Origin of the sequence: Longimicrobium sp. (genome assembly GCF_036554565.1) — a bacterium.
GTDB lineage: Bacteria > Gemmatimonadota > Gemmatimonadetes > Longimicrobiales > Longimicrobiaceae > Longimicrobium.
The window spans coordinates 1-24,706 of sequence record NZ_DATBNB010000603.1 but is presented as its reverse complement, the minus strand read 5'-3'; the positions used below and the strand labels follow the sequence as shown (position 1 = coordinate 24,706).

The following is a 24,706-nucleotide window of genomic DNA, read 5'->3' as shown; positions in this document are numbered from 1 at the left end:
ACCCGTGCGCGGGAATGGCGCCGCACGCCACGGGCGCCATCGGGTTCGCCCCCGCGCCGGCGTGGAAGTTCACCACGTGCTGCCCGTTCATCACCGTCGCGATCGGCACCTCGACGGTGCTGGTGGACGTACCGTTGCCATTCGCGCGCTCCACGGTCTGCAATGGCGCCACCACGGCACCCAGGTTGTCGCACGTGCCGGAGTGGATGTGCCCCGGGTGGCTGCCGCTTCCCGTCCCGGTGAGATTGACGGTGACCATCGTCTGGGTGGCGCCGTGCTCCATCAGCTGCGCCGTGCCGCTGACCCCCGAGTTGCCGACCGCGGCCAGTTGAATGCTGGGGTTCGCCGCGCTGGTGTGCGACGTGTCACCCACCGCGGCGGCGCTGTCGCCGCCGACCGCGGGCGCTACCGTGGTGGAGGACACGGTGTCGCTCGTCGCGGGTGCCTGCCCCTCGTCGCCCCCGCCGCCGCACGCGGCCAGGGCCATCAGCGCGAACGGGATCGCAATCAGGCCTGTCTTCATCTTGGTTTCTCCTAAAAGTGGATGGGCCCGCGCCGGGTGCCGCGTGCCGTGCGGCAGCCACACGCATTCACCGTGCTCAACCTTTGTCTAGCTTTGCCCGTAGACGGGAACGGCCGCCCCGCTCACAGGCGCGGACTCCGGAGACGCCAGGAACAGCACCACGCGGGCGATCTCTTCCGGCGGCGTCCACCGGCTGTAGTCCGCGCCGGGCATGGCGGCGCGGTTCGCGGGCGTGTCGATGGTCCCCGGCAGCACGGCGTTGGCGCGCACCCCGCCGCGGTTCTCCTCGGCGATGGCTTCGGTCAGCGTCAGCAGCGCCGCCTTCGACACCGCGTACGCCGCGTGGCCCTTGCGCCCGCTGACCGCCGCGCGCGAGGCGACGAACACCAGCGCGCCGCCCTCGCCCATCCGCGGGATCGCCGCGCGGGCCAGCAGGAACGAGCTGCGCAGGTTCATGGACATCATCCGGTCCCACACTTCCACCGGCGTCTCGGGGATGGACTGCCCGCCCGCGTAGCCGCCCATCGTGTGCACCGCCGCGTCGATGCGCCCCGCCCAATCCACCGTTCGCGCCACCGCCTGCTCGGCCCCGTCCTCCGCCGACAGGTCTGCCGCGAACCAGGTGACGCGCCCCTCGTGGCGCGACGCCAGCTCCGCCAGCCCGTCGCCCGGGCCGCCGTGGACGGGCACGGCCACGCGCCAGCCCGCGTCCAGGAACGCGGCGGTGACCGCCAATCCTAGGTTGCCGGCACCCCCGGTGACCAGCGCTACGCGCTCCGTCATTCCTCCTCCTCCGCTTCGTCCGTGGCGATGCCCACGGGCACGCGCGGGTCCGGCGCCCGTCCGGACGCGCGGACGAGCTCGGCCAGGCGCTGCGCCAGTTCCGCGGTCAGCGCGCCGTGGCGGAAACGCCAGGCCCAGTTGCCCTCCGGCACGCCGGGCGTGTTCATCCGCGCCTGCCCGCCGAGCCCCAGCACGTCCTGCAGCGGCATCACCGCCCAGCCTGCATCGGAGTTCAGCACGGTTTCGATCATCCGCCAGTGCATGTCGCCGTCGCCAGCCGCCATCTTCTGCACGGCCCTGCGCGCGTCGCCGTCCGCGTCGGCGTACCAGCCGAGCGCCGTGTCGTTGTCGTGCGTGCCGGTGTAGGCGACGGCGTTGTGGACGTAGTTGCCGGGAAGGTGCGGGTTCTCGGGATCGTCCCCACCAAAGGCGAACTGCAGCACACGCATTCCTGGCAGCGCCAGGTCGTCGCGCAGCGCCTCCACCTCGTCGGTGATGATTCCCAGGTCTTCGGCGATCAGCGGCAGCGCGCCCAGTTCGCGGCGCGCGGCGTCGAACAGCTCGCGCCCCGGGCCTGGCATCCACTCGCCGTGGATCGCCGTTTCCTCATCCGCCGGCACGGACCAGTAGCTCTCGAAGCCGCGAAAGTGGTCCACTCGCACCACATCCACCATCTCCAGCGTGCGGCGGAAGCGCTCGATCCACCAGCGGTAGCCGTCCTGCTTCAGCACGTCCCAGCGGTAGAGCGGATTGCCCCAGCGCTGCCCGGTTTCGCTGAAGTAGTCCGGCGGCACGCCCGAAACCTCCGTCGGCATACCGTCGTCGTCCAAGTTGAATAGGCGCTGGTGGGCCCACACGTCGGCGCTGTCGTGTGCGACGAAGATGGGAACGTCGCCCACGATCTGTATGCCGTGCGCGTTGGCGTAGCGGCGCACGGCGGACCACTGAAGGTCGAACAGGTACTGCGCGTAGGCGTGCCGCTCCACGGCATTCGCCAACTCGCGCCGCGCCTGCGCCAGGGCGGCGGAGTCGCGACGGCGCAGCGCATCCGGCCACGCCACCCAGCCCTTGCCGCCGTGCCGCTCGCGGAGCGCGCGGAAGAGCGCGTAGTCCGGCAGCCACTCCGCGTTCACGTCCTGGTAGCGCGCGAATTCCGCCCGCAGCTCCTCGTCTTCCGACTCCACCAGCACGCGGTACGCGCGTCGGACTACCTCGTCCTTCCACGCGGCGACGACGCCGAAATCCACGCAGTCGTCGTCCATCTCCTGCGGCGGCGCGACGGAGCCGGCGGGGAGCAGCCCGTGAAGGTGAAGCTCCGCGGAGCTGATCAGCAGCGGGTTCCCCGCGAAGGCGGAGAGGGCGTTGTACGGCGACCCTCCTTCGTTTACCGCCACCAGTGGCAGCAGTTGCCAGAGCGACTGCCCGGCCTCCACCAGCCAGTCGACGAACCGGAACGCGTGCTCGCCCAGGTCGCCGATTCCAGGGCCGGGCAGGGAAGTGGGATGAAGCAGGATGCCGCTGGCGCGCCCCCCGATCGTGGGCGAATCAGGCATCGGCAGCCTTCCCCGGCTTCGCGGACTTCGGCGCCTCGACCGGCTTCGGAGCCTCGACGGACTTCGCCGGCTCGGTCGCCTTGACCGAGTCTGCGGGCTTCACCGGCTCGGCAGACTTGGCCGGCTCCGCGGGCTTCACGGGCTCGGCGGACTTCGTCGACTCGGCAGACTTCTCTGACTCGGCGGACTTCGCCGGCTCCGTCGCCATGGCCGGCTCGGCGGGCTTCATCGGCTCGGCGACCGGCAGCACGTAGACGACCTCCGCCGGGTTCAGCGACAGCGTTTCCGGGATGGGCTCGCCGCCTTCGGGCATGTCGTCGCGGCAGACGCGGAACAGGCGGTGCGACTTCGCGGCGCCGACGAGCGGGCCCAGCGACATCTCGCGCCCCTCTTCCCACACCTTGTTGATGATGATCCACCCGCGCTGCGACCCGTCGTCGCTGCGGCGCTGAAGGAGCAGGCGGTCGCTGTCCAGCCCGAACTCCGCGCGCAGGTGCCCCTCGCCCTGGAGAAGGGGATGCGAGAGCTTCAGCCGGTTGACGCGGGTGATGAACGGGCGCAGGTCCCAGTGCCGCCGCTCCCAATCGGACGGCGCCGTCTGCACCACGTTCACCTGCTTGCGGAACCCGAACTCGTAGCCGATGGGCATCATTACCCCTGCCGAGAACGCCGCGGCGACGGCGTAGCGCTGGCGCTGCACCTCCTGCCGCTCGCCGCTCTCCGCCGCCATCCGAGGCGTGTCGTGCGACTCCGGAAAGGCGATGGAGGGCGCGATCTTGCCGAACTCCTCGTGCTGCTTGAGCGCCCACGCCTGGCTCAGGTCCCACCACTTGGAGGAGTTGAAGAAGTAGTCGAACCCGGCGGTCTTCAGCGCCACCACGTCTTCCACCGGCGCGCCCAGCGTCTCGGCGAAGAAGACGACGTCGGGGTTCGCCTTGCGCGCCTCGGCGATCAGGAAGCGCCACAGCTCGGACGGCACCTTGTAGGCGGCATCGCAGCGGAAGCCACGGAAGCCCAGGTCGATGGCTTCGACGACGATCCCCGCCCAGTACCGCCACAGGGCTTCGCGCCCCTGGTGCGTGTTGTTGTTGATCTCCGCCAGGTCGCCCCAGACGGTGACCTTGGACGGGTCGTCGGGATCGACCACGAACGGGCTGCGCACCTGGCCATGCTCCCACTCGTACCACTCCGGGTGCTGCTCGATCAGCGGCGAGTCCTTGCTGGTGTGGTTCACCACCAGGTCCATCACCGGCTTCATCCCCATCTGCCGCACCTGCTTGAGCGCGTACCGCAGCGGCTCCAGGCTCATGGGGTCGGCTCCGGCGGGAAGGAAGGCCGGATTCAGCCGCCGGAAGTCCTTGGCCGCGTACAGGCTGCCGCTGAACCCGGGGTAGTGCCACGGGTTGATGTACAGCCACTCGAACTCCATCTCCCGCGCGCGCCGGGCATGCTCCGCCCAGCGCGTGGTCGGGCCGACCAGGCGCGGGAAGAGGTTGTAGATCAGCGGCGGCTTCACGCGCGGCCTCCCAGGATGGAGCGGATGCCTTCCACCGGCACCCACAGCCACTCGGGGCGGTTGTTCATCTCGTATCCCATCTCGTACACCGCTTTTTCCAGCTCGAAGACGGCCAGCACGCGCGCCATCGTCTCGGCGTCCTGCGGAACGATGGAGGAGCCGGCGACGGTGCGGCGGTAGGCGCCCAGGTACAGCTCGCGGGCCTGTCCTTCCCACGCGTTGGCCCAGCGCTCGATGGCCAGCTTCAGGCGCAGGTCGTCGGTCTTGAACTCCTGCATGGCCACGCGCACCGCGTAGTTGAACGAGCGCAGCATTCCCGCCACGTCGCGCAGCACCGATTTCTTGGCGCGGCGGTCGGCTAGCGGGCGCGCGGGCTCGCCCTCGAAGTCCAGCACGTACCACTCGCTGCCGCCGGGCGCGTTCGTTTGCGCGCGCAGCACCTGGCCCAGGTGGTAGTCGCCGTGGTAGCGCGCCTTGACCGTGGAGCCGGTGAGCGCGCGCAGGTCTTCGCCGCGGTGGCGAAGGTCGGGCGCGGCCCGCACCACCTCCTGGAGCGACGCCTGCACGCCGTGCCCGAACGAGCCGGGGATGGCTTCCAGCTGCCGCCCCAGGTCGCCCAGCACCGTATCGACCTGGTTGCGGAAGCCCTCGATGGCCCGCTGCACGTCGTCCTCCGTCACCGGCTCGGGGGCGAACGCCGGGTCGTCACTTACCGACGCCAGCGCCAGGTGCATCCGCGCCGTGGTCTCGCCCAGCCGTTCGATGGCGGGGAAGATGTCTCCCGCCATCCGCCGCACCGCCTCCTGCCCCGACACCGTGTCGGGATCGGCCGCGCTGCGCGAGGCGGCGGAGAGGTAGCGGTGAAGCGCCTTGAGCGTCACGCTCCATGCGTCGCCCTGGTTGGGGACGAACTCGAAGAGGCCGGCCACCGAGTGCACGTCGCCGTGCTGGTTGCGGTAGTCGATCCACCCCGCCAGCGCCGGCACGGAGCGGAAGCCCGCGCGCTGCGTGAGGAAGCGCGTGACCTCCAGGTCGGGGTTGATCCCCGGCTCCAGCTTGCGGAACACCTTCATCACCAGGTTCTCGCCGAACACCAGCGAGGTGTTGCTCTGCTCGGCGCCCACGGGGCGCACGGGGCCGGTGGATTCCACCGTTTCGATCGCGCCGGTCAGGTGGCCGCTGAACTGGCCGATGCGCGTCTTCAATTGCCGCTCGAACGCCATCACCTCCAGCAGCGTTCCCGCCACGCGGCGGTCCGCCAGCGCCTCGTACAGCTGCACCTCGCCCGCCTCGCCCTGGTGGCTGACGATAGGCTCCGGCGCGGGCGCACCGGGCTCGCCCGTGGGGCGCAGGGTGAAGGGAAGCAGGTACAGCTCCGGCATCCCCTCGCTGTAGCACACCTTCGCCACGCCCAGCAGCAGCGTGGGCGCGCGCTCCGGGTGCACCACCGCGTCGTCGGCGTGCTCGATGCTGGTGACGTCGCGCGCCTTGCTGCGGAACCAGCGCTGGGCGCGCACCCACTCCGTCGGCACGCCGCGGATCAGGCGCACCACCAGGTCGCTCCCCTCCAGCATGGTGGCGTCCTGCTGCGCCCACTCGCGCGCCAGCTCCGGGTCGATCTCCGCCTGGTCGGCCGCGCGCGGCGTCCGCAGCCCGAACCAGAAGAAGCCGTAGGGGCTGAGCGTCAGCGCGTACGGCGTTTCGTCGATGGGGAGGAACGCCGTGTCGCCCAGCAGCTCCACGGGGACGCGCCCGGCATATTCCGCCAGGTCCAGCTGCACCGCCTGCGCCGCGCCCGACAGGTTGTTGACCACCAGGATCACGTCTTCGCCGTACTCGCGCAGGTAGGCAAGCACGTGCGGGTTCTCGGGCTCCAGGAAGGTGATGGAGCCGCGTCCGAACGCACGGTGCTGCTTGCGGACGCGCACCAGCCGCTTGGTCCAGTTGAGCAGGGAGAAGGGCGAGCGCTCCTGCGCCTCGACGTTCACCGCCTGGTATCCGTAGACCGCGTCGGAGATCACGGGCAGGTACAGCCGCTCGGGCTCGGTGCGGCTGAAGCCGGCGTTGCGGTCCGGCGACCACTGCATGGGCGTGCGCACGCCGTCGCGGTCGCCCAGCCATACGTTGTCGCCCATCCCGATCTCGTCGCCGTAGTAGATGATCGGCGAACCGGGCATGGTGAACAGAATCGAATTCAGCAGCTCGATCTTGCGCCGGTCGTTGTCCAGCAGCGGCGCCAGCCGGCGGCGGATTCCCAGGTTGATGCGCATCCGCGGATCGGCCGCGTACTCGCGGTACATGTAGTCGCGCTCCTCGTCGGTCACCATCTCCAGGGTGAGCTCGTCATGGTTGCGCAGGAACATGCACCACTGCGTGTTCTCGGGGATGGCCGGCGTCCGCTCGATGATCTCCACGATGGGCTTCCGGATCCCCTGCCGCACCGCCATGAAGATCCGAGGCATCAGGGGAAAGTGGAACGCCATGTGGAACTCGTCGTCGTCCCCGAAATACGGGCGGACGTCCTCGGGCCACTGGTTGGCTTCCGCGAGGAGGATGCGGCCGGGGTAGTTCTTTTCCAGCCGGACGCGGAACTCCTTGAGGATTTCGTGCGTCTCGGGAAGGTTCTCGCAGATGGTGCCTTCGCGCTCGATCAGGTACGGCACGGCGTCGGCGCGGAAGCCGTCGAGCCCGCGCTCCAGCCAGTACTCCATCACCCGGAACATCGCCTCCTTGACCTCGGGGTTGTCCCAGTTCAGGTCCGGCTGGTGGCTGAAGAAGCGATGCCAGTAGTACTGCTGCGCCACCGGGTCCCACGTCCAGTTGCTGGGCTCGGTGTCGGTGAAGATGATGCGCGCTTCCTTGTACAGCGTGTCGTCGTCGCTCCACACGTAGAAATTGCGCTCGGGGCTGCCCTTGGGGGCCCGGCGCGCGCGCTGGAACCAGGGGTGGTCGCTACTGGTGTGGTTCAGCACCAGGTCGGCGATCACCTTCAGGCCGCGCTTGTGGGCCTCGTCAAGAAAGCGCTGGACGTCGTCGATGCTGCCGTAGCTGGGGTGAATGCCGTAGTAGTCGGCGATGTCGTAGCCGTCGTCGCGCAGTGGTGACGGGTAGAAGGGCAGCAGCCAGATGGCGTCGACGCCCAGCCCGGCCACGTAGTCCAGCCGCTGCACCAGCCCGCCGAAGTCGCCCACTCCGTCCTGCGACGAGTCCTGGAAGGCCTTGACGTGAAGCTCGTAGAAAACGGCATCCTTGTACCACAGCGTGTCGGCGCTCAACGCGGGGCTCCCTTGTGTCTGGCTCTCGTGTGTGCTTGGTCCGCGCCCTGGGGCGGAGCTCATCTGCGGGCGCTCGACTGCATGGCAGGACCGGCCCGGCGCGGCGCGCGGCTGCAGGAACTGCGCCGGGGGTGGGGGCAGGGGATTCCGGAGGCCACCCGGGACGGGAACGTGGATCAGCTAGGCGGCGTCACTCGCGACAGGCCTGCCTTTGCATCCCGCAGGTCGTCCGCGAACTCAACGATGCCCCATCCTAATTATTCGGCCTGATCACATGACGAGCATACCACTGAGGGATCCAACCCGCCGTGGACGTGCTGACCGCGTCGCGCGGGTGTGTTACTTTTCTGTGGGTAGGGATTCGAGAAACCCCCAACGAGTGTCGGCCCTTATGCCCCATGCGCTGGACGGCGCGCTGAGACGCCTCCAAGAGATTTTGGTAGATTTGCCGCCAGCCGGCCCGAATGGATTTGAGGGCTTGGTTGCGACGGCACTCTCGTCGTTCACCGGGCAGGTTTTCCGACTGTCGAAATCTGGATTACAGTACGGTCGTGACGCGAGCTCTGCACCGGCCCGTTTCGCGGTGGCGATGGAGGCAAAGCGATATTCGGCAAACCTTACAACTGAAGATTTAGTCGGGAAGGCGAGTGTTGCAGGTGGAGCGCTTCGACACGTTGTCGATTTATGGGTACTCGGAGCGACATCTGAGGTAGGTGAAGGCACGATCGTAACGCTTTCCGAGCTGCTTCAAGAGTTTGGCATAACGTTTCTCCCTCTAGATTGGGCAGAGCGACCACTCCCACCCCTTGCTGTTCTACTCGCTTCAACGCGTTCGGCTACGCTGCGTTGGTTCGCTACCCAGGTTTCGGCGATCGATCAGACAACATTCGCCTCCGATTTAGATACTGTAGTCAGCGCATCTGCATTCGACGCGCAACGCCGCAGATTGTTCGATTCGCTTAGTGAAGCGGAAGTCGGACTCGGGCCCCTCCGTGACCAAACGCGGGCATGGCTGCAGGAACGATTTACGACGCGCCTTAAGTCGCAGCAGTCATTTAGTCAGTTTCTCACGGTTTCAGACGCGGACCGTCCCGCACTGCAAAGGCCTGCGATCTCTACAGCAATCAGCGACGCAGTGAACTCTGCACTCACCGGAGAATCTGTGATTGCACTGGTGGGTGAAGAAGGCGTAGGTAAGAGTTGGGCGGCCGCGCAGTGGTGGGCGTCATTGCCTGATCCGCCGATTGCGCTCTTTGTAGCGGGACGACGTTCGAGTCGCCTTATACCGCATGATCCAATCGAGAGCATTGCACGAATTCTAGCGGACACTCACGGCGGGACGAGTAGCCAAGCATGGGGTAAACGGATTAGACGTTGGGCAAAAACGCCGGATAGATCTCAGTTGCGATTTGTTCTGATTTTGGACGGTCTTAACGAACACAGTACGCTTCCGTGGGCGGACGTGATCAAAAGCCATAGTGAATTGCTCCATCAACTCGGCGGCGTAGTTATCGTCAGTTCCCGTCGTGCGCACTGGCTGCGGGAAGTCGAACCGCGGCTCAGAGGCCTTGTGGACGTGTACCGTGTAGACGTACCGCCTTTTAGTGATGAGGAACTCGCATCTGAACTCAACAGCATCGGTGTCCCCCTTGCTGATCTACCCGCAAAACTTCGCGAATTCATCCGCAACCCGCGCGTTTGCTCAATTGCTAAGTCAATGCTGAGTGAACTTATAATTCACCCAGAGCAGCTAAGCATTGAAAAACTCCTGCTTGAATACTGGAAAGCCCGAGTTGTTGAACGAGGCGATCTTGTTGCACACAACGAAGGCGATTTCGAGAACCTAATCCGTGAGCACGCGAGAGCATGGCTCGCGGGACCGAAAGCGAAGTTTGACCGTGATCAATGGACTGAGTTCTCTGGCGCGGCTCGCCGGAAGGGACTCGATGTAGTACGTGACGACTTGACCGAGGTTGAGGAAGGGCGTTTTCTTCACACCGCCTCGCCAACGGGTACGAAATACGAATTTCGCGAGGAAGTGTTGCCGTACGCGATTGGCCTTCTGATCAACAGTGAGTTGCGTGAACAGGACGAGTTGGGCGCCGCCAGCACCGATAAAGATGCCGACGAGTCACTTAGCGGGATTATTGATCCGATCCGTGGCTTCGATCGTGTTGCGGAGATAGTTGCCGCCGCGGCAATCCTCGCGTGCTGGAGTTCGGACACGTCGAACGTGATATCGCGCGCCCTCATCCGAGCTTGGCTTTCGCTTCAAAATGTGAGCGACGCTGCCTTCGATACGATGCGCCAAGCAGCAACGATTGACCCGGTACCCTTCCTCGACGTTGCGGAACAAGCAGAAGGTGATCTTCCGCCAGGCTATCAGCCTCAGAACATGGTGAAGCTGATTCAATCGGTGGGTGATCATGGAAAGGTCGCCGTTCTGCTAGAGACCAGACTGCCCCGATGGCTTGGCCGGTGGAGCAGGAAAGAAGAGTTGGTACTCCGCCACCTAGAGAATGCAGCGACTAGGAGTACCGAAGTCGCAGCGCGTATTGACAGAAAGCTGAGTGAATTGATGCCCGAGGAACGCGTGCTCTTCGACAGGCTGACCTTCGAGGCCGCTGCCCCTTCGGAAATGCGACTTGCGCATCTGTGTGCATTACTCTTGGCTGGGAAGCCCTTGGCAGTGTTCGCTGAAGGCTTGTTGGCGTGGTCGTTCGCCCAATCTGTAGCATCCTCGGTCTACAATGCTTCAGAAGAACTCCATTGGGTTGTGAAGCTCAACAGGAAGGATCCTGCGGAGGCTGTGGTGGCCATAAAAGCGGTGGTTTCTACGATTACAAGCCAGTCCTCGGAAATCGCCAGGAGGGCGGCGGCATTCACACTCCGGTTGCTCGGCGATGAGGAGTCTGAAAAACGTGCTCGCGAGCTACATGATCCGACACCGGGCAAGTCGTGGTACATTGGTGAGTGCTTCAGTGACGTAGACCCGAGCGACCCTGGCGCCTTGTCAGCGTCTGAATTCCAGACAGCGCTAGACGCGCTCGCTGCTGTGGACATCATGACAGTGTGGTCCCACATGGGGAACACACTGGAGGAGCATAACCTCGAATACGCGACAGAGCCGCTCACTCGGTTCAACCCTGGCCCTTTGATCGGGGTGTTTCGTGGAATTGCAGCATCTGCGGGCCAAAGAACTGGCTTTGCACTCCGTCAATTGGGATGGCGTCTCCCGAGTCTGAGCCCATTGTTTACTCAAGATACCGTCACGACCGTTCTTGAAGCCTTTGAACGATTGGTCACGATGGACAACGACGAAAACAGGGAGCGTGATTGGATCGCATCGAACCTCCTAGTGGCCTGCATGCCCCATCTCGACGCGCGGTCGCAACTACAGTGGATACTGCGCCTGCCGTCCGCCTGTCCACTTGACTCGCGGTTTGCCTACGCAATCTCCGAAGTTCCTAGCGAAGACATCGACAATCAGCTAGCACGAGCCACGTCAGCAGCCGATACCGTCGCCCTTTCAAGAGTGCTACTGTTCGCCGGATTAGGACAGGCGAAGTTAACACAACCACTTCGGGCTGCGATTCTTGAAAATCTCGAAAGCACGAACGACGAGCTTGCCGTGGCGGCAGCAATAGCGGGAGCGGGTTGCGCAGATGCGGACTTGTTCGAGCAATTGATATCGCTGCTCGAAGCGCCCGCCCGCCAATCGTATTATCACCATGTCTTGTTCACTCGAGCCGTGCTTGCTAGGAAGCGCGATGACTTGATTAGGTTCGTGGATCCAAGATTCCTCGGACAGGTCGTCTTGCATCTGAAAGGAAAGGGCCTTGAATTGTATGTTGGGTATCTTGATAACATCATCATAAGAGCATTGAGTAGCTGTAGCGTCGTCCATGGAGACGAAGTTCAGCCATACCTAGATGTCTCGACCGATGGGTTCCGTGCGACAGGCTGGGGTGAGGCGACTGCGGTGCAGAGCGGAGAAGACGCGATCAGAGAGCTTGCTGAGCCGGACGGCGGTCTCGAGGGTTTCGCCAAGAAGCAGGAGGGCATCCGCGCGTGGTTACGCCAGTTCCATGATCAGCTTGAAAACGAACAAGCGGAGTACCTATCGGAGGCACCCCCACAACATGGTCTCGAGTACGTTGTTGCTGAGCACGCGGCCAAGGTGAGTGAATGGCTGAAAAGCATCCTGCGCACAACGGATCCATGGCTCCTTCGCCAAGTAAACAATGTAGGGCTAGCAGTTGCTGCGGCCTTTGCATCGCGTGATGACGAACTCAGCGCGGCCGTCCTGTCGCATTTGCGTGGCACCCGCAGTATCACGCGAGTGACGATTGACGGCCACGACTTAGATGATCTCGCTCTCTTCCGCGCGCAGGGCGGCGCCGCCATCAACGGCCTTCGTTCGGCGCGATTCACGAGTGCCTTAGCCGACAGCGAGATCGAAGCCGCCGTTGCAGCGGCGGAGTTCTCTGGGGCAGGCGAGTGGCTAGAGCGCTTCGTTGAGGAATCGTTTTCCAGTAACGCTGTTGCGGACCATGCGCTCGCTATAACGGTCGCCGGCCTGCGATGTGAGAACGCACAATCAGAACGCGTCCTCCAGGCCACCCGCGTCGGCTTCCTTGCTGACGTCAGCGCCGCAGCACTGAAAAATTACAGGCAGAACGCCTGGGCGATGCACTGGGTGAGCGCAGCAGTTGCCGCTAAAGAAGCGACCGACTGGTGGCGCTTCGCCGTGCTCGCAGAGTCCGTCATTGACAGACGATACAGTATTTGGTTGGTAGAGCCGGTGGCTAATGCGTTGTGGCAGCGGTTCGGGAACGAGTTGCTCGACCGACTTCGCAGAAAAGCCAAAAAAAAGACGGAAGAAAGGAATGGTACCCTGTTCGGCCTTAAGGCGCCGGATTCGGAATTGCACGCGGTGCTTGATGCGCGTTGAAGATCATGCATTCGGGCCTCAGTTCGCCCGAAGCCGAGTCGGCGTCCCTCCAACAGCTCGCCCAGTTGGCCGGGTTGCCGCTCAATTTCCCTCACTCGCATATCGAAATGAGCACCCATGTCGACAGACGAGAAGCCCATCGGGCCAGCGTCCTACTTCCCTTCGATTGAGAAGAAGTACGGACATGCCATCGAACACTGGCTGGAACTCGCGCGGAACCAGCAGGGAATGAAGCACATGGACCTGGTGAAGTGGCTGAAGGCAGAGCACGGCCTGGGACATGGTCACGCCAATGCGATCGTCGCCTACGTCCTCGCCGGGCCGCAGTAGTACGAGGCACGGGCCCGTCGCGCTGCCATCCACTCACCGAGCACGACCTCCCCAACTCCGGGGAAGCACGCCTCCGTTCGGCCGGCCTGCTGTGCGTAGATTTGATCCCGCGGCGTTCTAACGACGCGCGGGCGTCGCTGCCCCGTCCCGCGGATACTCCCAAACACCGGATCCCCTCATGCGATCGATCTTTGGCTGCCTGTTCCTGCTCGCCCTCGTCGTGCCCAATCTGAGCGGGTGCGGAATCCTGGAGCCGAACTCCACACGGCTTCTCACTCTCCATGTGGGCCCGCAGACGGCCGAGTGCATGGGGATGGAAGTTCAGCAGTGCCTCCTCGTGAAGGAACGACCCTCCAATGAGTGGGACTTCTTCTTCGACTCCATTCAGGGTTTCACCTTTGAACCCGGGTACCTGTACGTCCTCCAGGTCCGCCGCCGCAGCATCCGCAATCCCCCGGCGGATGGGTCGAGCTACGAGTATCACCTGCTCCGGGTGGTCTCCAAGGAGCCGGCTCCTGCCGATTGGCGGGAGCGATGACTGAGCGGCCGATGCCCAGGACCGCGCGTTCCGCTCGTCCGCACCATGGTACCGGTATCCTGAGAGACGAGAAGCCAACGGGCGCGCGTCCTATTTCCCTTCGATTGAGAAGAAGTACGGACATCCCATCGAACATTGGCTGGAACTCGCGCGGAACCAGCAGGGAATGAAGCACGAAGGGGCGCCCGGAACACGGGCGCCCCTTGCTCTCCACCCGCTGCTCAGTTGCAGCGGTACGCGTACGCAGCCCGGTTGCCCAGCATGAAGACGCGGTCGCCGTGCGCCACGAGCGCGGACGTGGGATATTCCGTAGCCTCCTCATCGGCCTGATAAAGCACCCGTCCCGTGGTGCGGTCCAGCACGGACAGCCCTGGCCAGCTCACGAAGATGCGGCTGCCGCACACGGCGAACCCGTAGTTGCTGGCTGGGGTGCGGGTTTTCCACCGTATCTGGCCGGTCTGAACGTCCACGGCGTAAACGAAGTTGTCCGCCGATGCTACGTATGCCGTTCCGTCCCCTACGACGGGAGAGTATTCCGGCCCGAATTTCCCAGGTGCACCCATCACACGCCACACCTCGCGACCGGTGAATCGGTCGACGGCAAAGAAGGAGTTCCCCGTCGCGTCGCTCACGAGCAACAGCGCGCCGGCCACGGTCGGGCTGGAGGAAACCGTGCGCCAGTCTTTTCCTTCGCCATTCTGGTAGCGCCAAAGGATTTCTCCCGTAGCACGGTCCATTGCGAAGATCCAACCCGTGGAGATGTATCCATTCTGCGCGTAGAACTGTTCGGCGCTCACGTACAAGGTGTCGCCGCTGACGGCGGCTCCCTTTACGTGCCCAGGGTACTTCCAGTCCGGTCCCAGGTCACGGCTCCACAGCAGCGCTCCGGTGTTCTGGTCCAGCGCGTACACCCGGTGAGATGCCGTCCCGAAGTAGAAGGCTCGGTCATCGGCGGTGCTTTCGCCGAACCCGCTGTGGGAGTCTGGCGTAAACCGCCACAATTCCTTGCCGGTAGAGGCATCCAAAGCGAACGCGATCCCTTCCGCGGCCATGACGCGCCCGTTGCGCACCGTCGCATTCTTAGGCACGGTGAACGTCAGCCGGTACGTCCAGACGATCTCGCCGGAGCGCGCGTCGAACGTCACCATTCCGCCGGCGATCGCGTACACGCGCTCCCTATCCGTGGCGGGCAGCTCGTCGGAGGTGCTCATCTTCGCTTCCAGCGGTGTGCGCCAGAGCAGGGGGGGAGCACCGCCTCGGGCTCCTCCAAAGATGTCCTCGCACCCTGAAGCCGCGAACGGAAGCGCTGCCGCCAGCAGGATGATCGAGGTGAGCACACTTCGCCGTCGACTCAGTAGGGCTACGATTGTGTTCCCTCTTGATCCACGAGCCGGGTAGGCGGCCCCAGTGCGATCAGGCCAACCTTGGCGCTGGTTCTCAACTGCAGCTGTAGGCGTACGCCGCCCTGTTGCCGAGCACGAACACCCGGTCGTCGTGCACCGCGAAGCCAGAGGTAAGGTAGTCCGTCGACTCCTCGTCTGCCTGGTAGAGCACCCGTCCGGACGCGCGGTCCAGTACGGACAACCCAGGCCAAACCGCGAATACCCGGTTCCCGCAGACGGCGAACTCGCTGATACTGGCGGGCAGCTTCCGCTTCCAGATCACGCGGCCGGTCTGCAGGTCGACGGCGTAGACCTGCGTGTCGTTTGAGCCCAGATACGCAACTTCGCCTACGACGCGGGGCGCTGGGCGGGGACCGACGTAGCCCGGCGCCGCGTTCACGCGCCAGACCTCGGTTCCCGTGAACCGGTCCACGGCGAAGAAGGAGCCCCCGTGCAGATCGCTCGCAAGAAGGAGCCGTCCGGCAACCGTCGGCGCCGAGCTTACGCTGCGAATGTCGGCTCCGGTACCGTTGCGATAGCTCCAGAGTGCGCGGCCGGTGGCGCGATCAAGGGCGAAGATCCAGCCGGTGGAGATGTATCCATTCTCAGCGTTGTACTGGCGAACGGCCGCATATACCGTGTCGCCGCTCACGCTGACACCCATAACGATGCCCCGGTACTTCCAGTCGGGCCCGACGTCCGTGCTCCAGCGCGGCGTTCCGGTAGCTGCATCCAGTGCATACACACGGTGGGAGCCCGTGCCAAAGTACATGGACTGCTCGTCTGCGGTACTTTCGCCGAGTGCGCCCTCAGAATCGGGTTTGAACCGCCACAGCTCGCTCCCGGTCGCCGCATCGAAGCCGTAGGCGAACTCCTCGACCGTGAATACGCGCCCGTTCCGCACCACGACGTTGATCGGCGCGTACTTGCTCAGCGGACTGCGCCAGGCCACCGCCCCTGATTGCGCATTGAGCGCGACGAGCCCCCCACCGATTGCGTACACGCGCTGCCCATCCGTTGCGGGTACACTGATCGACCGTTGGTCCCGTTCGGCCAGGGGTGCCCGCCAAAGAAGGCCGGCGCGCGTGCTCGAACCTGTGGGATCCTTGCAGGCTGCCGCAGCGAGCAGCGTGAGCCACCCCAGTAAGAGTCCCAACCCGCGGCGGATGCGCTCCGCGCGGGTGATTGGCTGCACATTCATCAAAAGTTCATCCGCGGAAGTACCCCTTGGTAATCGCGCAGGGCGAATCGAAGCTTGTCTCGCGTCAGACTACTCTTGGTCTCGCCGACATGGGAATCCCCCTTGGGAATTTCGAAGTTCCTCATGGCGTTCGGGTAGATCTGCGAGCTGCCCGGAACGATGCCATCGGTCTTGCCCAGGCGGGCCGTCATGATGTTCCAGAGTCCTGTGGTGGCCAGCATGCCTGTCGCGCGCGTGGCGCACCGGCCAGCAGTGGCTCCGGCATTGATCAGCCATCCGAGCACCGCGCATGCCGAGTTGGTCATGAACGCGCCATTCGCCTGCCTCACGAGGTGCCGGCCGCCATTGGGCCCCTCAGGGAGGTCCACGTAGTCACCGACCAGCCGCCACTCCACGAACAGCTTCTTGGCGTAGTGCTGAATACCGACACGGGGAAACGGTTCGGGCGAGCCGTTGAGTGTCGCCTGCAACATCCGTAGCATCGTAGGTGACCCAGGCATCGCTCTGGTCCGATCTCGTAATCTACCGGTTGCTGGTTTCCGGCCCGGAAGCCCGACTCGGACAGGCGCAGCTGCGTCGATGTCAATAGGTGAATGAATCGGGTCAGGTGCGCATTTCTGTGCGGCGCGTCGGCATACATCGCCAACCCTGACATCGTGATGGGAGCTGAGGTGACGTTGTCGTGTCTCGGGACGGGCGCGTCCGCCAGTGGCCGCGTTCGGCGAGTCGGGGCTGGAGGCACTTGCGCTTCCTGGCGTTGGCGCCTGAGCTTGGGGACGGCGCACGTACTCACCAGCGGACCTAGACCATGCCTCGATACGCCGCCCTGCTTCGCGGGGTCAGCCCCTCGAACTGCAAGATGCCGCAGCTGAAGGAGTGCTTTCAGGCAGCGGGATTCGACGACGTGCGCACGCTGCTGTCCAGCGGCAACGTCGTGTTCACCACGGGTGAGTCGTCCTGGGAGGCGCTCGAACGGCAGGCTGAGCAAGCCATAGCCGCGTCGATGGGCCATGCTTTCCCCACGATCATTCGGCCGACCGAGTATCTCCAGGACCTCGTCGCGAGCGACCCGTTCGCCGAGTTCGCCCTGCCGCCCGCGGCTAAACGCGTGGTCACCTTCCTGCGGCGCGCCGCGAACCCTGGTGTGCAACTGCCGCTCGAACTCGACGGAGCTAGAATCCTCAAGCTTGCAGGCACCGAGGTGTTCACGGCGTACGAGCCCAGCCCCAAGGGCCCCGCCTTCATGACGCTGCTCGAGCGCACATTCGGAAAGGACATCACCACCCGCACCCTCGACACGGTGAAGAAGTGCGCCGTGGCGTAGCTGGCGGTACATTCGCCGGACATCGCGCCGATGTACCGCAGGCACGGCCAGGTCCAACACACGTCGCCCCAGGATCGAACCCATGTATGGACTAATCGCAAAGATGTCGGCCGTACCGGGCCAGCGCGACGCCCTGGCGGCAATCCTGCTCGATGGCACAGACGCCATGCCCGGGTGCCTCAGCTATGTGATCGCGGCCGATCCTGGCGATGGCGACGCACTCTGGATGACCGAGGTCTGGGACACGCGCGAAAGCCATCAGGCTTCGCTCTCCCTCCCCGGTGTGCAAGCTGCTATCGCGAAGGGACGTCCCCTGATCGCCGGGTTCAGCAACCGCGTGGAGACGGTGCCCCTGGGAGGCCAGGGGCTCGCTCGCTGAGATTCGAGGTATGTCGACCTGGTCTCCTTCCCCATTTACCGCGGTGATGCACGCGATTCTCGCCGTTTTGCTCCTGTTCGCCCCGAACCGGGCTATGGGGCAGGCGCGTTCGTGTGATGCACGGACCTTCCACGACATGTACCGGTGTGCCGTCGTCCGCTACGAACAGGCCGACGCGGAGCACAAGCGCCTGTATCAGGATGCTGCCGCCGGACTGGAGGCGGTGCCGCGCGGCAAGCTGGCGGTGGCGGAGGAGGCCTGGACGCGGTACCGGTACGCCCACTGCGAGTTCGAGAGTTCCAGGAGCGCGGGACGGCGGGAGTACCAGGTCGTACGGCTCCGGTGCCTTGCCGAGCTGACGGAGGCCCGCACCGCATTGCTGCGGGCAGAAGCGGAGGCCGCCCAGCCACCAGACCTCGGGCCGAAACAAACGGCGGTGAAATGAGACGGGTGCGCTACCAGGTTGCATGCAGCCTCGACGGCTTCATCGCCGGGCCGGACGACGACTTCGGCTGGATCATCCCCGAACCCTCGTTCGATTTCGAGGCGCTCTACGCCCAGTTCGATACGCTGCTGATGGGCCGCCGCACGTACGAGGTGGTCCGTGCCGCGGGCCAGGGATTCGGCGGAAAGCAGGTGCTGGTCGCCTCTCGATCGCTGGATCCGGAAAGGCATCCCGGAATCGAGGTGGTTCGCGACGGGCTCGAAGAGCGCATCGGTGAGCTGCGCGGCGGCGCAGGCGGCGACATCTGGCTGTATGGCGGTGGCGAGCTGTTCTCCCAGCTTCTCGAATGGGGCCTGGTCGATACCGTGGAGCCGGCGATCATTCCGATTCTGCTGGGAGGCGGAGTCCCGCTTCTCCCCTCGCCCGCGGTGCGCCGGCAGCTGACGCTTCGCCGCCACCAGGCATACCCCAGCGGGATGATGCTCCTGGAGTACGAGGTTCAGAAGGACGGGTGAGCTCGTGGCTATCTGGGTGGCGTCCGCAGCGCTCCCGTTCCGCTGTCACGATCGCGGCTGCCGACGCGTTCAGGCAGGAAGCGGCATCTTGGGTGATTCTCAGGCATAGGAGGTGAAAGGTGGCGCTCCGCAAATGCATTCCAGCCGTTCTCGCCGTGCTCTTTGCCGGTGCGTGTACCGGCGGGGATGATCCGTTCGGCCCAGGCGCGGCGCTCCAACCCGGCGAGACCCTTCTGGTCACGGATGCACCTGCCTACGAGATCCGCCGGGAGGACGTGTTCCATGCCGTCGACTTCGAGCTCACCTACCGGAACACCCTCGATGTAGCGGTGGCGGTGCCGGCATGCCACAGCCCGGCGCGACCAATGCTTCAGAAGCTCGTCGGCGGGACGTGGGTTCATGCTTTCTCTTCCGCCGAGCTGATGTGCCTCAGCGCGCCGCTCGTGATCCCCGCGAAGAGAACACATCACTTTCGCTATCGCTTGCGCGCGGACACCTACGAGGTCGAGCGCTGGTCGGAAGCGGTCGATGGTTCACTGGAGGGCACGTACCGGCTTCGGTGGTGGGTCGGGGTGCGCGATCGTCGGGCGGACAGCGGGGTAGGTGACCCGCTGCCCGAGGAATACGCCGTGTCGAACTCCTTCGAACTGGGCGAACGGTAATCGCATTCCGATGAGCGCTGCCGTCGATCCGCCGATGCTCGTGTTCCTGGTGGGTCCGCCGGCCGTCGGAAAGATGGCGGTAGGCCACGAGCTCGCGGCGCTCACCGGCCTGCGGCTCTTCCACAACCATCACACGATCGAGCTCGTACTGCGTTTCTTTCCGTTCGGCTCTCCGCCGTTCCAGCGGCTGGTCGCAGAATTCCGCCGCCGCATGTTCGAAGAAGTAGCCGAAAGCAATCTGCCCGGGTTGATCTTCACGTACGTGTGGGCGTTCGACGATCCGGGTGACGAGGCCGCGGTGGAGGGGTGGGCAGACATTTTCCGGACGCGAGACGGGCGCGTCGTGTTCGCGGAACTCGAGGCGTCCCTGGCGGAACGGCTGCGCCGGAACGAAACCGAGTTCCGCCTGGCCGAAAAGCCGTCGAAGCGTGATCTCGCTGCATCGCGCCAACGGCTGCTGCAGGCAGACGCACAATTTCGCCTGAACTCGCGCGGTGCCTGCGACGGGCGGGACGACTGGTTCCGCCTCGACACCACGGACCTGGCGGCGGACGAGGCCGCGGAACGGATCCTCATCCGCTTCGCACTCCCGCGGGTAGCCTGCTGACCATTACGCTGTCGGGGACGGTCCCATCCCAACGAGTGTCGCATCGTGCCCTGATCCCCCGGCGCGATTATGTTTTCCGGACGCGCTGCTTTCCTTCGTCCCGAGCAACCCCATGCCGAATCCCCTCTCCCGTTCCGCCGCGCGGCTCTCCACGGCCGCCGGTGCGATCGGCCTGCTCGCCGCCCCCGGCTGCGCGCACCTCGGTTCACCCAGTGGCGCGCGCGCGGTGGAAGTCGCCCGGGAAAACGTGTGCGGAGCGCCCGGTAGCGACACCGACCGCGCGTGTTCCGTCCGGGAGCACGGACGGGTGCGGGGTGGCTACCGCGTGGTGGTGGACCGGCGCCCGCCTGCCGGCAACGACCGCGTGGCCGTGACGCTCGGCCGCAACGGAAGGACCCAGGTCGAGACCCTCGACAGCCTCGCGCAGCCCCGGCAGCCGGCAGCGGCCCAGGAAGGTTCTGCCGCCGTCGACGCAGCCATCTATACGGCGGCACTCGCCCATCTCGGGTACGGCCAGGCGGATCGCAAGGTCCTGGTCGTCGACAGCACGATGGACATGCGGGGCGATGCCTCGCGTTTTATGTCCGTCCCCGACGACGTGCGGGCCGGCTTCACGGCGGCGAACGAGCATCGCCGGGAGCTGCCGCGCGGCGCGTTTCCGGCGGAGCGATTCCGCGTAGTCCCGAACGACCACATGGCCGGACTTCCCCGCTCCGATCCGGGCGCTTACTGGACCGCCTTCCGGGAGCGGTATCCGGGGTACGCGGGGGTGATCCGGCTGTCGGGCATCGGCCGATCGGCCGACGGATCTCGCGCGGCGGTCTACGTCACCTACGGCTGCGGCGCGTTGTGCGGAGCGGGGCACCTGGTCACACTCCGCAACGATGGCGGGTCCTGGCGGGTCGTCGAGGCCAAAATGCTGTGGGTGTCGTAGCCAGACCGACGCGCAGGGCCCGAGGACGACTTTGCTCCATCCCAGATCCCGCTGCCGGTTTTCGCATGATTCGCGGCTTCATCTACGACACCCTGATCCTGAGGCTCACCTCCCGGTGGTACGCGGAGGTGCTGCGGCGCGTCCCCGAAGGTGCCGCGTTGCTGGACGTGGGGATCGGCACGGCCGGCGCATTGCTCGCGAACGACGACCTGGTGTCGCGCAAGCGCCTGCGCGTGGTGGGCATCGACATCGACGGCGACTACGTCGAGCGCGCGCGGCAGCGGCTTGGGCATTCCTCACTGGCTGGCCTTGCCGAGGTACGTCTCGAATCCGTCTACGATCACCAGGCGGGGCCCTATGACGCGGTGTATTTCTCCGGAAGCTTCATGCTCCTCCCCCAGCCCGAGCAGGCGCTGCGGCATTGTTGCGCGCTGCTGAAGCCGGGCGGACGCATCTTCTTCACGCAGACCATCCAGAAACAGCCGGCTCGCTGGATGGAGATCCTGAAGCCCATGCTGAAGCGGGTCACGAGCATCGATTTCGGCCGCGTGACCTACGAGGACGATTTCAGGGCGCAGATCCACGCCGCCGGGCTGGAACTGGAGGAGTTCACCGCCCTGGACCGCCACGGAAGCCGGGCCTCGTACATCGCCGTGGCACGGCCTGTCCCCACGCCCCGGTAAGCCAGGGACAGCGACGCACCGCGTCGCGAGCGCCCTGCCAACCGGGCGATGGGCGCTGGCCCCGGCGCCCCCCTCGTCCACCCCGTGCCGCTACAGCCGGGCTTCGAAGCCGGGCGGTGACGCGAGCAGCTGCGCCACTACGGCGAGTGCCTGCTCCAGGTCGTCCATCTTCGCGGGTCCCCCCACACTGAGACGGACGGCCGCGGGCGCATCTCCCACCGCAAAGGCGTCGGCCGGGGCAACACGCACCCCGCTGATCTGCGCCGCGAGCACGAAGTCAGCGGTGGTCCACGGCCGCGGGAGCTGGAGCCACGCGTGCATGCCCGTCGGCGCGGCGCGGAGGTCCCAGCCCCCCAGGAGCGCCCGCGCACGCCGCTGCCGGGCCGCGAGATCTCGCCGCGCCACCTGGAGAATCCGGTTCGCCGTGCCGTCGGCGATCCACCGCGAGGCGATCTCGCAGAGGAGGGGCGCCGCCATCCACGTGGTCGCCCGAACGGCGGATGCCAGTCGCTCGGCCGCGCGGCGGTCGGGCGACAGCACGTAGGCGATCCGGAGGCCGGGCGCCACGGCCTTGGACAGGCTGGCGACGTAGTACGTGTGCTCACGCGCCAGGGAAGCGATGCACGGCGGCCGCGCCCGGAGCAGGGGGCCGTACACGTCGTCCTCGATGATCGGCACGCCGGCGTCGGCCGCGACGCTCGCAATTTCCTGCCGCCGCGCCACCGACATCGTGCTCGTGGTAGGATTGTGAAGCGTGGGCGTGCAGTAGAGCACCGCGACGCCGCCCCGGCGGCACGCGGCGCGGAAGGGCTCCACCAGGAGCCCCTCGTCGTCCGCGGGCAGCCCGAGAAGCTGCAGGTGCATCTGGGCCGCCAGTGAGCGCAGGCCGGGATAGGTCAGCGACTCCGTCGCCACGACGTCGCCGGGGCTGGTGAGGGACATCAGCAAGGCCGTGATGGCGTGCTGGGCGCCGGAGCAGATCACGACGCAGTCGGGATCGGCGGCGACATCGGGCTGGTGCCCCGTGATCCAGTTCGCGCCCGCGGCCCGGTGGTCAGGGGTGCCGGCGTTCGCCTGATAGTCGAGCAGCCCGCGGTGGGCCACGTCCTTCGCCATCTGCGCGTGCGTGCCCTCGAGCGCCCGCGCCGCCGCGTCGGCGGCGAGGGCCGGGGGCAGGTTTACGCCCACGTCGACGACCCGGCCCGGGTCGCTCCCGCGCAGCCCCCCCGCAACGCCGCGCCCAACGCGGACGAACGTACCCCGGCCGACTTCTCCGGCGACCAGCCCCCGCCGTTCCGCCTCGGCATACCCGCGGGTGACCGTGGTGAAGTTGACGCCCAGCGCCGCCGCCAGCGCCCGCTGGGCGGGAAGCCGGGTGCCGGGCGCCAGGCGGCCGCTCTCGATGTCGGCCGCGATCCGGTCGGCGATGGCCGCATAGAGAGGGACGTCGCTACGCAGCGAATCTGCTTTCCACATAGGCCCGGCCGGGGAGAAATGTGCGCTGCTTGACAGACACTGAGCCGACGCATAGATACAATCATAGGCAATGTATGCATGGATGGGGGGAAACCGCAACGATTGTACGGAGGCGGCCATGACCCGGCTCAGCGTGAACCTGAACAAGATTGCGCTGCTGAGGAACGCGCGCGCGACGGGTGCGCCCAGCGTCGCGCGCGCCGCGAACCAGTGCCTCGACGCGGGGGCACACGGCATTACCCTGCACCCGCGGCCGGACCAGCGGCACGTGCGCCCCGGCGACGTGGAGGAAGTCGCGGAGATCGTACGCCTGCGAGGCGTGGAGCTGAACGTCGAAGGGTACCCGTCCCGCGAGTTCATCAGCCTCGTAACGCGGGTCCGGCCCGCGCAGTGCACCCTGGTGCCGGACGCACCGGACCAGCGGACGTCGGACCACGGGTGGGACTTCACGCGGCCTGAGCCCGTGCTCCGGGACGCCGTCGCCACGCTCCGCGGCGCGGGAGTGCGGGTGTCGCTGTTCGCCGATCCGGATCCGGAGCACATGCCCGCGGCCGCCAGCCTGGGCGCGGAGTGCGTCGAGCTGTACACGGGCCCGTACGCAGCCGCCTTCCACTCCCCCGCGCGCGGCGCGGCGCTGGACCGGTACGCGGCCGCGGCGGCCAGCGCACGACGATCGGGGCTCGCGGTTCACGCCGGCCACGACCTGAACCTGGAAAACCTCGCGCCATTCTGCGCGCGCGTCGGCGATCTCGCGGAAGTGTCCATCGGGCACGCGCTCGTCGCGGACGCGCTGGACCGGGGACTCTCCGCCACGGTCGCGGAATACCTCCGCCGTCTGCCGGGCGCCGGCCCCCGCCCGGAATCTCTCTCGTGATCTCCCGAAAGGCGCGCCATGGAGATCGATCCCTTGCCGAGGAGACACCCGATGTCCGCTGATGCCCCCGCGCCCGGCCGCGGCACCCTCCTTCTGCACGCGGACGATTCGCTGCGCGCGTCGTCTGCCGTGGTCCCGCCCATCTACCAGACGGCCACGTTCCGCGGCGACTCGGCCGAGGAGATCCACGAGATGGCGTGCGAGCCGCGCCATCACGGCTTCTACACGCGGTACGGCAACCCGACGCATGCCCACGCCGAAACGGTGATCGCGAGGCTCGAAGGGGGCGAGGCGGCGATGCTGACGGCGTCCGGCATGGCGGCCATCTCCACCGCGGTGCTGGCGCTCGTGAGCCAGGGCGACCACGTGATCGTGCAGAAGAACCAGTACGGCGGAACGACCACGCTCGCCCGTGATCTCCTGCCGCGGTGGGGGATCCAGGTGACGAGCGTCGACCAGGCCTCGCCAGCCGGTTTCGCGGAGGCCATTCGCCCGAACACGCGGCTCATTCTCCTCGAGACGCCGAGCAACCCGCTGCTCCGGCTGACGGACCTGGGGGCGGTGGCGGAGCTCGCCCGCCCGCGGGGCATCGTGACGCTCGCCGACAACACGTTCGCGAGCCCGTACAATCAGCGGCCGCTCACCCTGGGAATCGACCTCGTCGTGCACAGCGCGACGAAGTATCTCGCGGGGCATTCCGACCTCATGGCCGGCGCCGTCGTCGGTTCCACGGCGCTCATCCAGAAGATCTG

21 protein-coding genes and 2 pseudogenes are annotated in these 24,706 nt (G+C 66.1%); 14 read left to right on the top strand and 9 right to left on the bottom strand.

Annotated elements, in window-relative coordinates; all coding sequences use genetic code 11:
* The 5 genes and pseudogenes from VIB55_RS16655 to treS form a co-directional block, all read right to left on the bottom strand.
* A pseudogene (locus VIB55_RS16655) lies at positions 1–523 on the bottom strand (hypothetical protein); the annotation flags it as partial.
* Positions 524–610: 87 nt separating this feature from the next.
* Entirely contained in the window at positions 611–1,306 is a 696-nt protein-coding gene (locus tag VIB55_RS16650; RefSeq protein WP_331877794.1) for an SDR family oxidoreductase, read from the bottom strand.
* Positions 1,303–2,859 (bottom strand): 4-alpha-glucanotransferase, encoded by a 1,557-nt coding sequence (gene malQ / locus VIB55_RS16645; RefSeq protein WP_331877793.1) that lies wholly within the window; start codon positions 2,857–2,859, stop codon positions 1,303–1,305. The genes VIB55_RS16650 and malQ overlap by 4 nt, the downstream gene beginning before the upstream one ends.
* Positions 2,852–4,375 carry a hypothetical protein gene (locus VIB55_RS16640; protein ID WP_331877792.1) on the bottom strand — a complete coding sequence of 508 codons (1,524 nt, stop codon included), beginning with the start codon at positions 4,373–4,375 and terminating at the stop codon, positions 2,852–2,854. Before VIB55_RS16640 ends, malQ begins: the two co-directional genes overlap by 8 nt.
* Complete coding sequence (gene treS / locus VIB55_RS16635) at positions 4,372–7,650, bottom strand: maltose alpha-D-glucosyltransferase (protein WP_331877791.1); 3,279 nt, start codon at positions 7,648–7,650, stop codon at positions 4,372–4,374. Before treS ends, VIB55_RS16640 begins: the two co-directional genes overlap by 4 nt.
* Positions 7,651–8,029: 379 nt before the next feature.
* Between treS and VIB55_RS16630 the strand changes: the two genes are divergently transcribed.
* From VIB55_RS16630 to VIB55_RS25530, 4 genes and pseudogenes are all read left to right on the top strand, one after another.
* Positions 8,030–12,604, top strand: a complete 4,575-nt coding sequence (locus VIB55_RS16630) for a hypothetical protein (protein WP_331877790.1) — start codon at positions 8,030–8,032, stop codon at positions 12,602–12,604.
* A gap of 117 nt (positions 12,605–12,721) precedes the next feature.
* On the top strand, positions 12,722–12,934 hold the full coding sequence (locus VIB55_RS16625) for a DUF4287 domain-containing protein (protein ID WP_331877789.1): 213 nt from the start codon (positions 12,722–12,724) through the stop codon (positions 12,932–12,934).
* A gap of 178 nt (positions 12,935–13,112) precedes the next feature.
* Positions 13,113–13,472, top strand: coding sequence for a DUF4377 domain-containing protein (locus VIB55_RS16620; protein WP_331877788.1), 360 nt, complete (start codon positions 13,113–13,115; stop codon positions 13,470–13,472).
* A gap of 79 nt (positions 13,473–13,551) precedes the next feature.
* Positions 13,552–13,647, top strand: a pseudogene (locus VIB55_RS25530) (DUF4287 domain-containing protein); the annotation flags it as partial.
* Between the two features lie 46 nt (positions 13,648–13,693).
* On the opposite strand, the gene VIB55_RS16615 reads toward VIB55_RS25530, so the two are convergent.
* From VIB55_RS16615 to VIB55_RS16605, 3 genes are all read right to left on the bottom strand, one after another.
* Entirely contained in the window at positions 13,694–14,809 is a 1,116-nt protein-coding gene (locus tag VIB55_RS16615; RefSeq protein WP_331877787.1) for a PQQ-binding-like beta-propeller repeat protein, read from the bottom strand.
* Positions 14,810–14,909: 100 nt separating this feature from the next.
* Positions 14,910–16,055, bottom strand: coding sequence for a PQQ-binding-like beta-propeller repeat protein (locus tag VIB55_RS16610; RefSeq protein WP_331877786.1), 1,146 nt, complete (start codon positions 16,053–16,055; stop codon positions 14,910–14,912).
* Complete coding sequence (locus VIB55_RS16605) at positions 16,055–16,528, bottom strand: hypothetical protein (protein ID WP_331877785.1); 474 nt, start codon at positions 16,526–16,528, stop codon at positions 16,055–16,057. Before VIB55_RS16605 ends, VIB55_RS16610 begins: the two co-directional genes overlap by 1 nt.
* A gap of 335 nt (positions 16,529–16,863) precedes the next feature.
* On the opposite strand from VIB55_RS16605, the gene VIB55_RS16600 reads away from it, so the two are divergent.
* From VIB55_RS16600 to VIB55_RS16565, 8 genes are all read left to right on the top strand, one after another.
* Positions 16,864–17,379: a DUF1697 domain-containing protein gene (locus VIB55_RS16600; RefSeq protein WP_331877784.1), complete on the top strand. Its 516-nt coding sequence runs from the start codon at positions 16,864–16,866 to the stop codon at positions 17,377–17,379.
* Positions 17,380–17,461: 82 nt separating this feature from the next.
* Positions 17,462–17,758 (top strand): putative quinol monooxygenase, encoded by a 297-nt coding sequence (locus tag VIB55_RS16595; protein WP_331877783.1) that lies wholly within the window; start codon positions 17,462–17,464, stop codon positions 17,756–17,758.
* A 46-nt stretch (positions 17,759–17,804) separates the two neighbouring features.
* Positions 17,805–18,203, top strand: a complete 399-nt coding sequence (locus tag VIB55_RS16590; protein ID WP_331877782.1) for a lysozyme inhibitor LprI family protein — start codon at positions 17,805–17,807, stop codon at positions 18,201–18,203.
* The gene (locus VIB55_RS16585) at positions 18,200–18,718 is read left to right on the top strand and encodes a dihydrofolate reductase family protein (RefSeq protein ID WP_349263044.1); all 519 of its coding nucleotides are present in this window, start codon (positions 18,200–18,202) and stop codon (positions 18,716–18,718) included. The genes VIB55_RS16590 and VIB55_RS16585 overlap by 4 nt, the downstream gene beginning before the upstream one ends.
* 119 nt (positions 18,719–18,837) lie before the next feature.
* Entirely contained in the window at positions 18,838–19,380 is a 543-nt protein-coding gene (locus tag VIB55_RS16580) for a hypothetical protein (protein ID WP_331877780.1), read from the top strand.
* Positions 19,322–19,987: an AAA family ATPase gene (locus VIB55_RS16575; protein ID WP_331877779.1), complete on the top strand. Its 666-nt coding sequence runs from the start codon at positions 19,322–19,324 to the stop codon at positions 19,985–19,987. Before VIB55_RS16580 ends, VIB55_RS16575 begins: the two co-directional genes overlap by 59 nt.
* Positions 19,988–20,099: 112 nt before the next feature.
* Positions 20,100–20,921, top strand: coding sequence for a hypothetical protein (locus VIB55_RS16570; RefSeq protein ID WP_331877778.1), 822 nt, complete (start codon positions 20,100–20,102; stop codon positions 20,919–20,921).
* Between the two features lie 68 nt (positions 20,922–20,989).
* On the top strand, positions 20,990–21,604 hold the full coding sequence (locus tag VIB55_RS16565; protein WP_349263045.1) for a class I SAM-dependent methyltransferase: 615 nt from the start codon (positions 20,990–20,992) through the stop codon (positions 21,602–21,604).
* Positions 21,605–21,694: 90 nt separating this feature from the next.
* Here VIB55_RS16565 and VIB55_RS16560 read toward each other — a convergent pair whose 3' ends face one another.
* A complete protein-coding gene (locus VIB55_RS16560; RefSeq protein ID WP_331877776.1) occupies positions 21,695–23,080 on the bottom strand; it encodes a PLP-dependent aminotransferase family protein in 1,386 nt (461 codons plus the stop codon).
* 118 nt (positions 23,081–23,198) lie between these two features.
* Here VIB55_RS16560 and VIB55_RS16555 point away from each other — a divergent pair, with 118 nt between their 5' ends.
* Positions 23,199–23,954 (top strand): pyridoxine 5'-phosphate synthase, encoded by a 756-nt coding sequence (locus VIB55_RS16555; RefSeq protein ID WP_331877775.1) that lies wholly within the window; start codon positions 23,199–23,201, stop codon positions 23,952–23,954.
* A 51-nt stretch (positions 23,955–24,005) separates the two neighbouring features.
* The coding region (locus VIB55_RS16550) for a PLP-dependent aspartate aminotransferase family protein (protein WP_331877774.1) at positions 24,006–24,706 on the top strand (701 nt) is incomplete at its 3' end.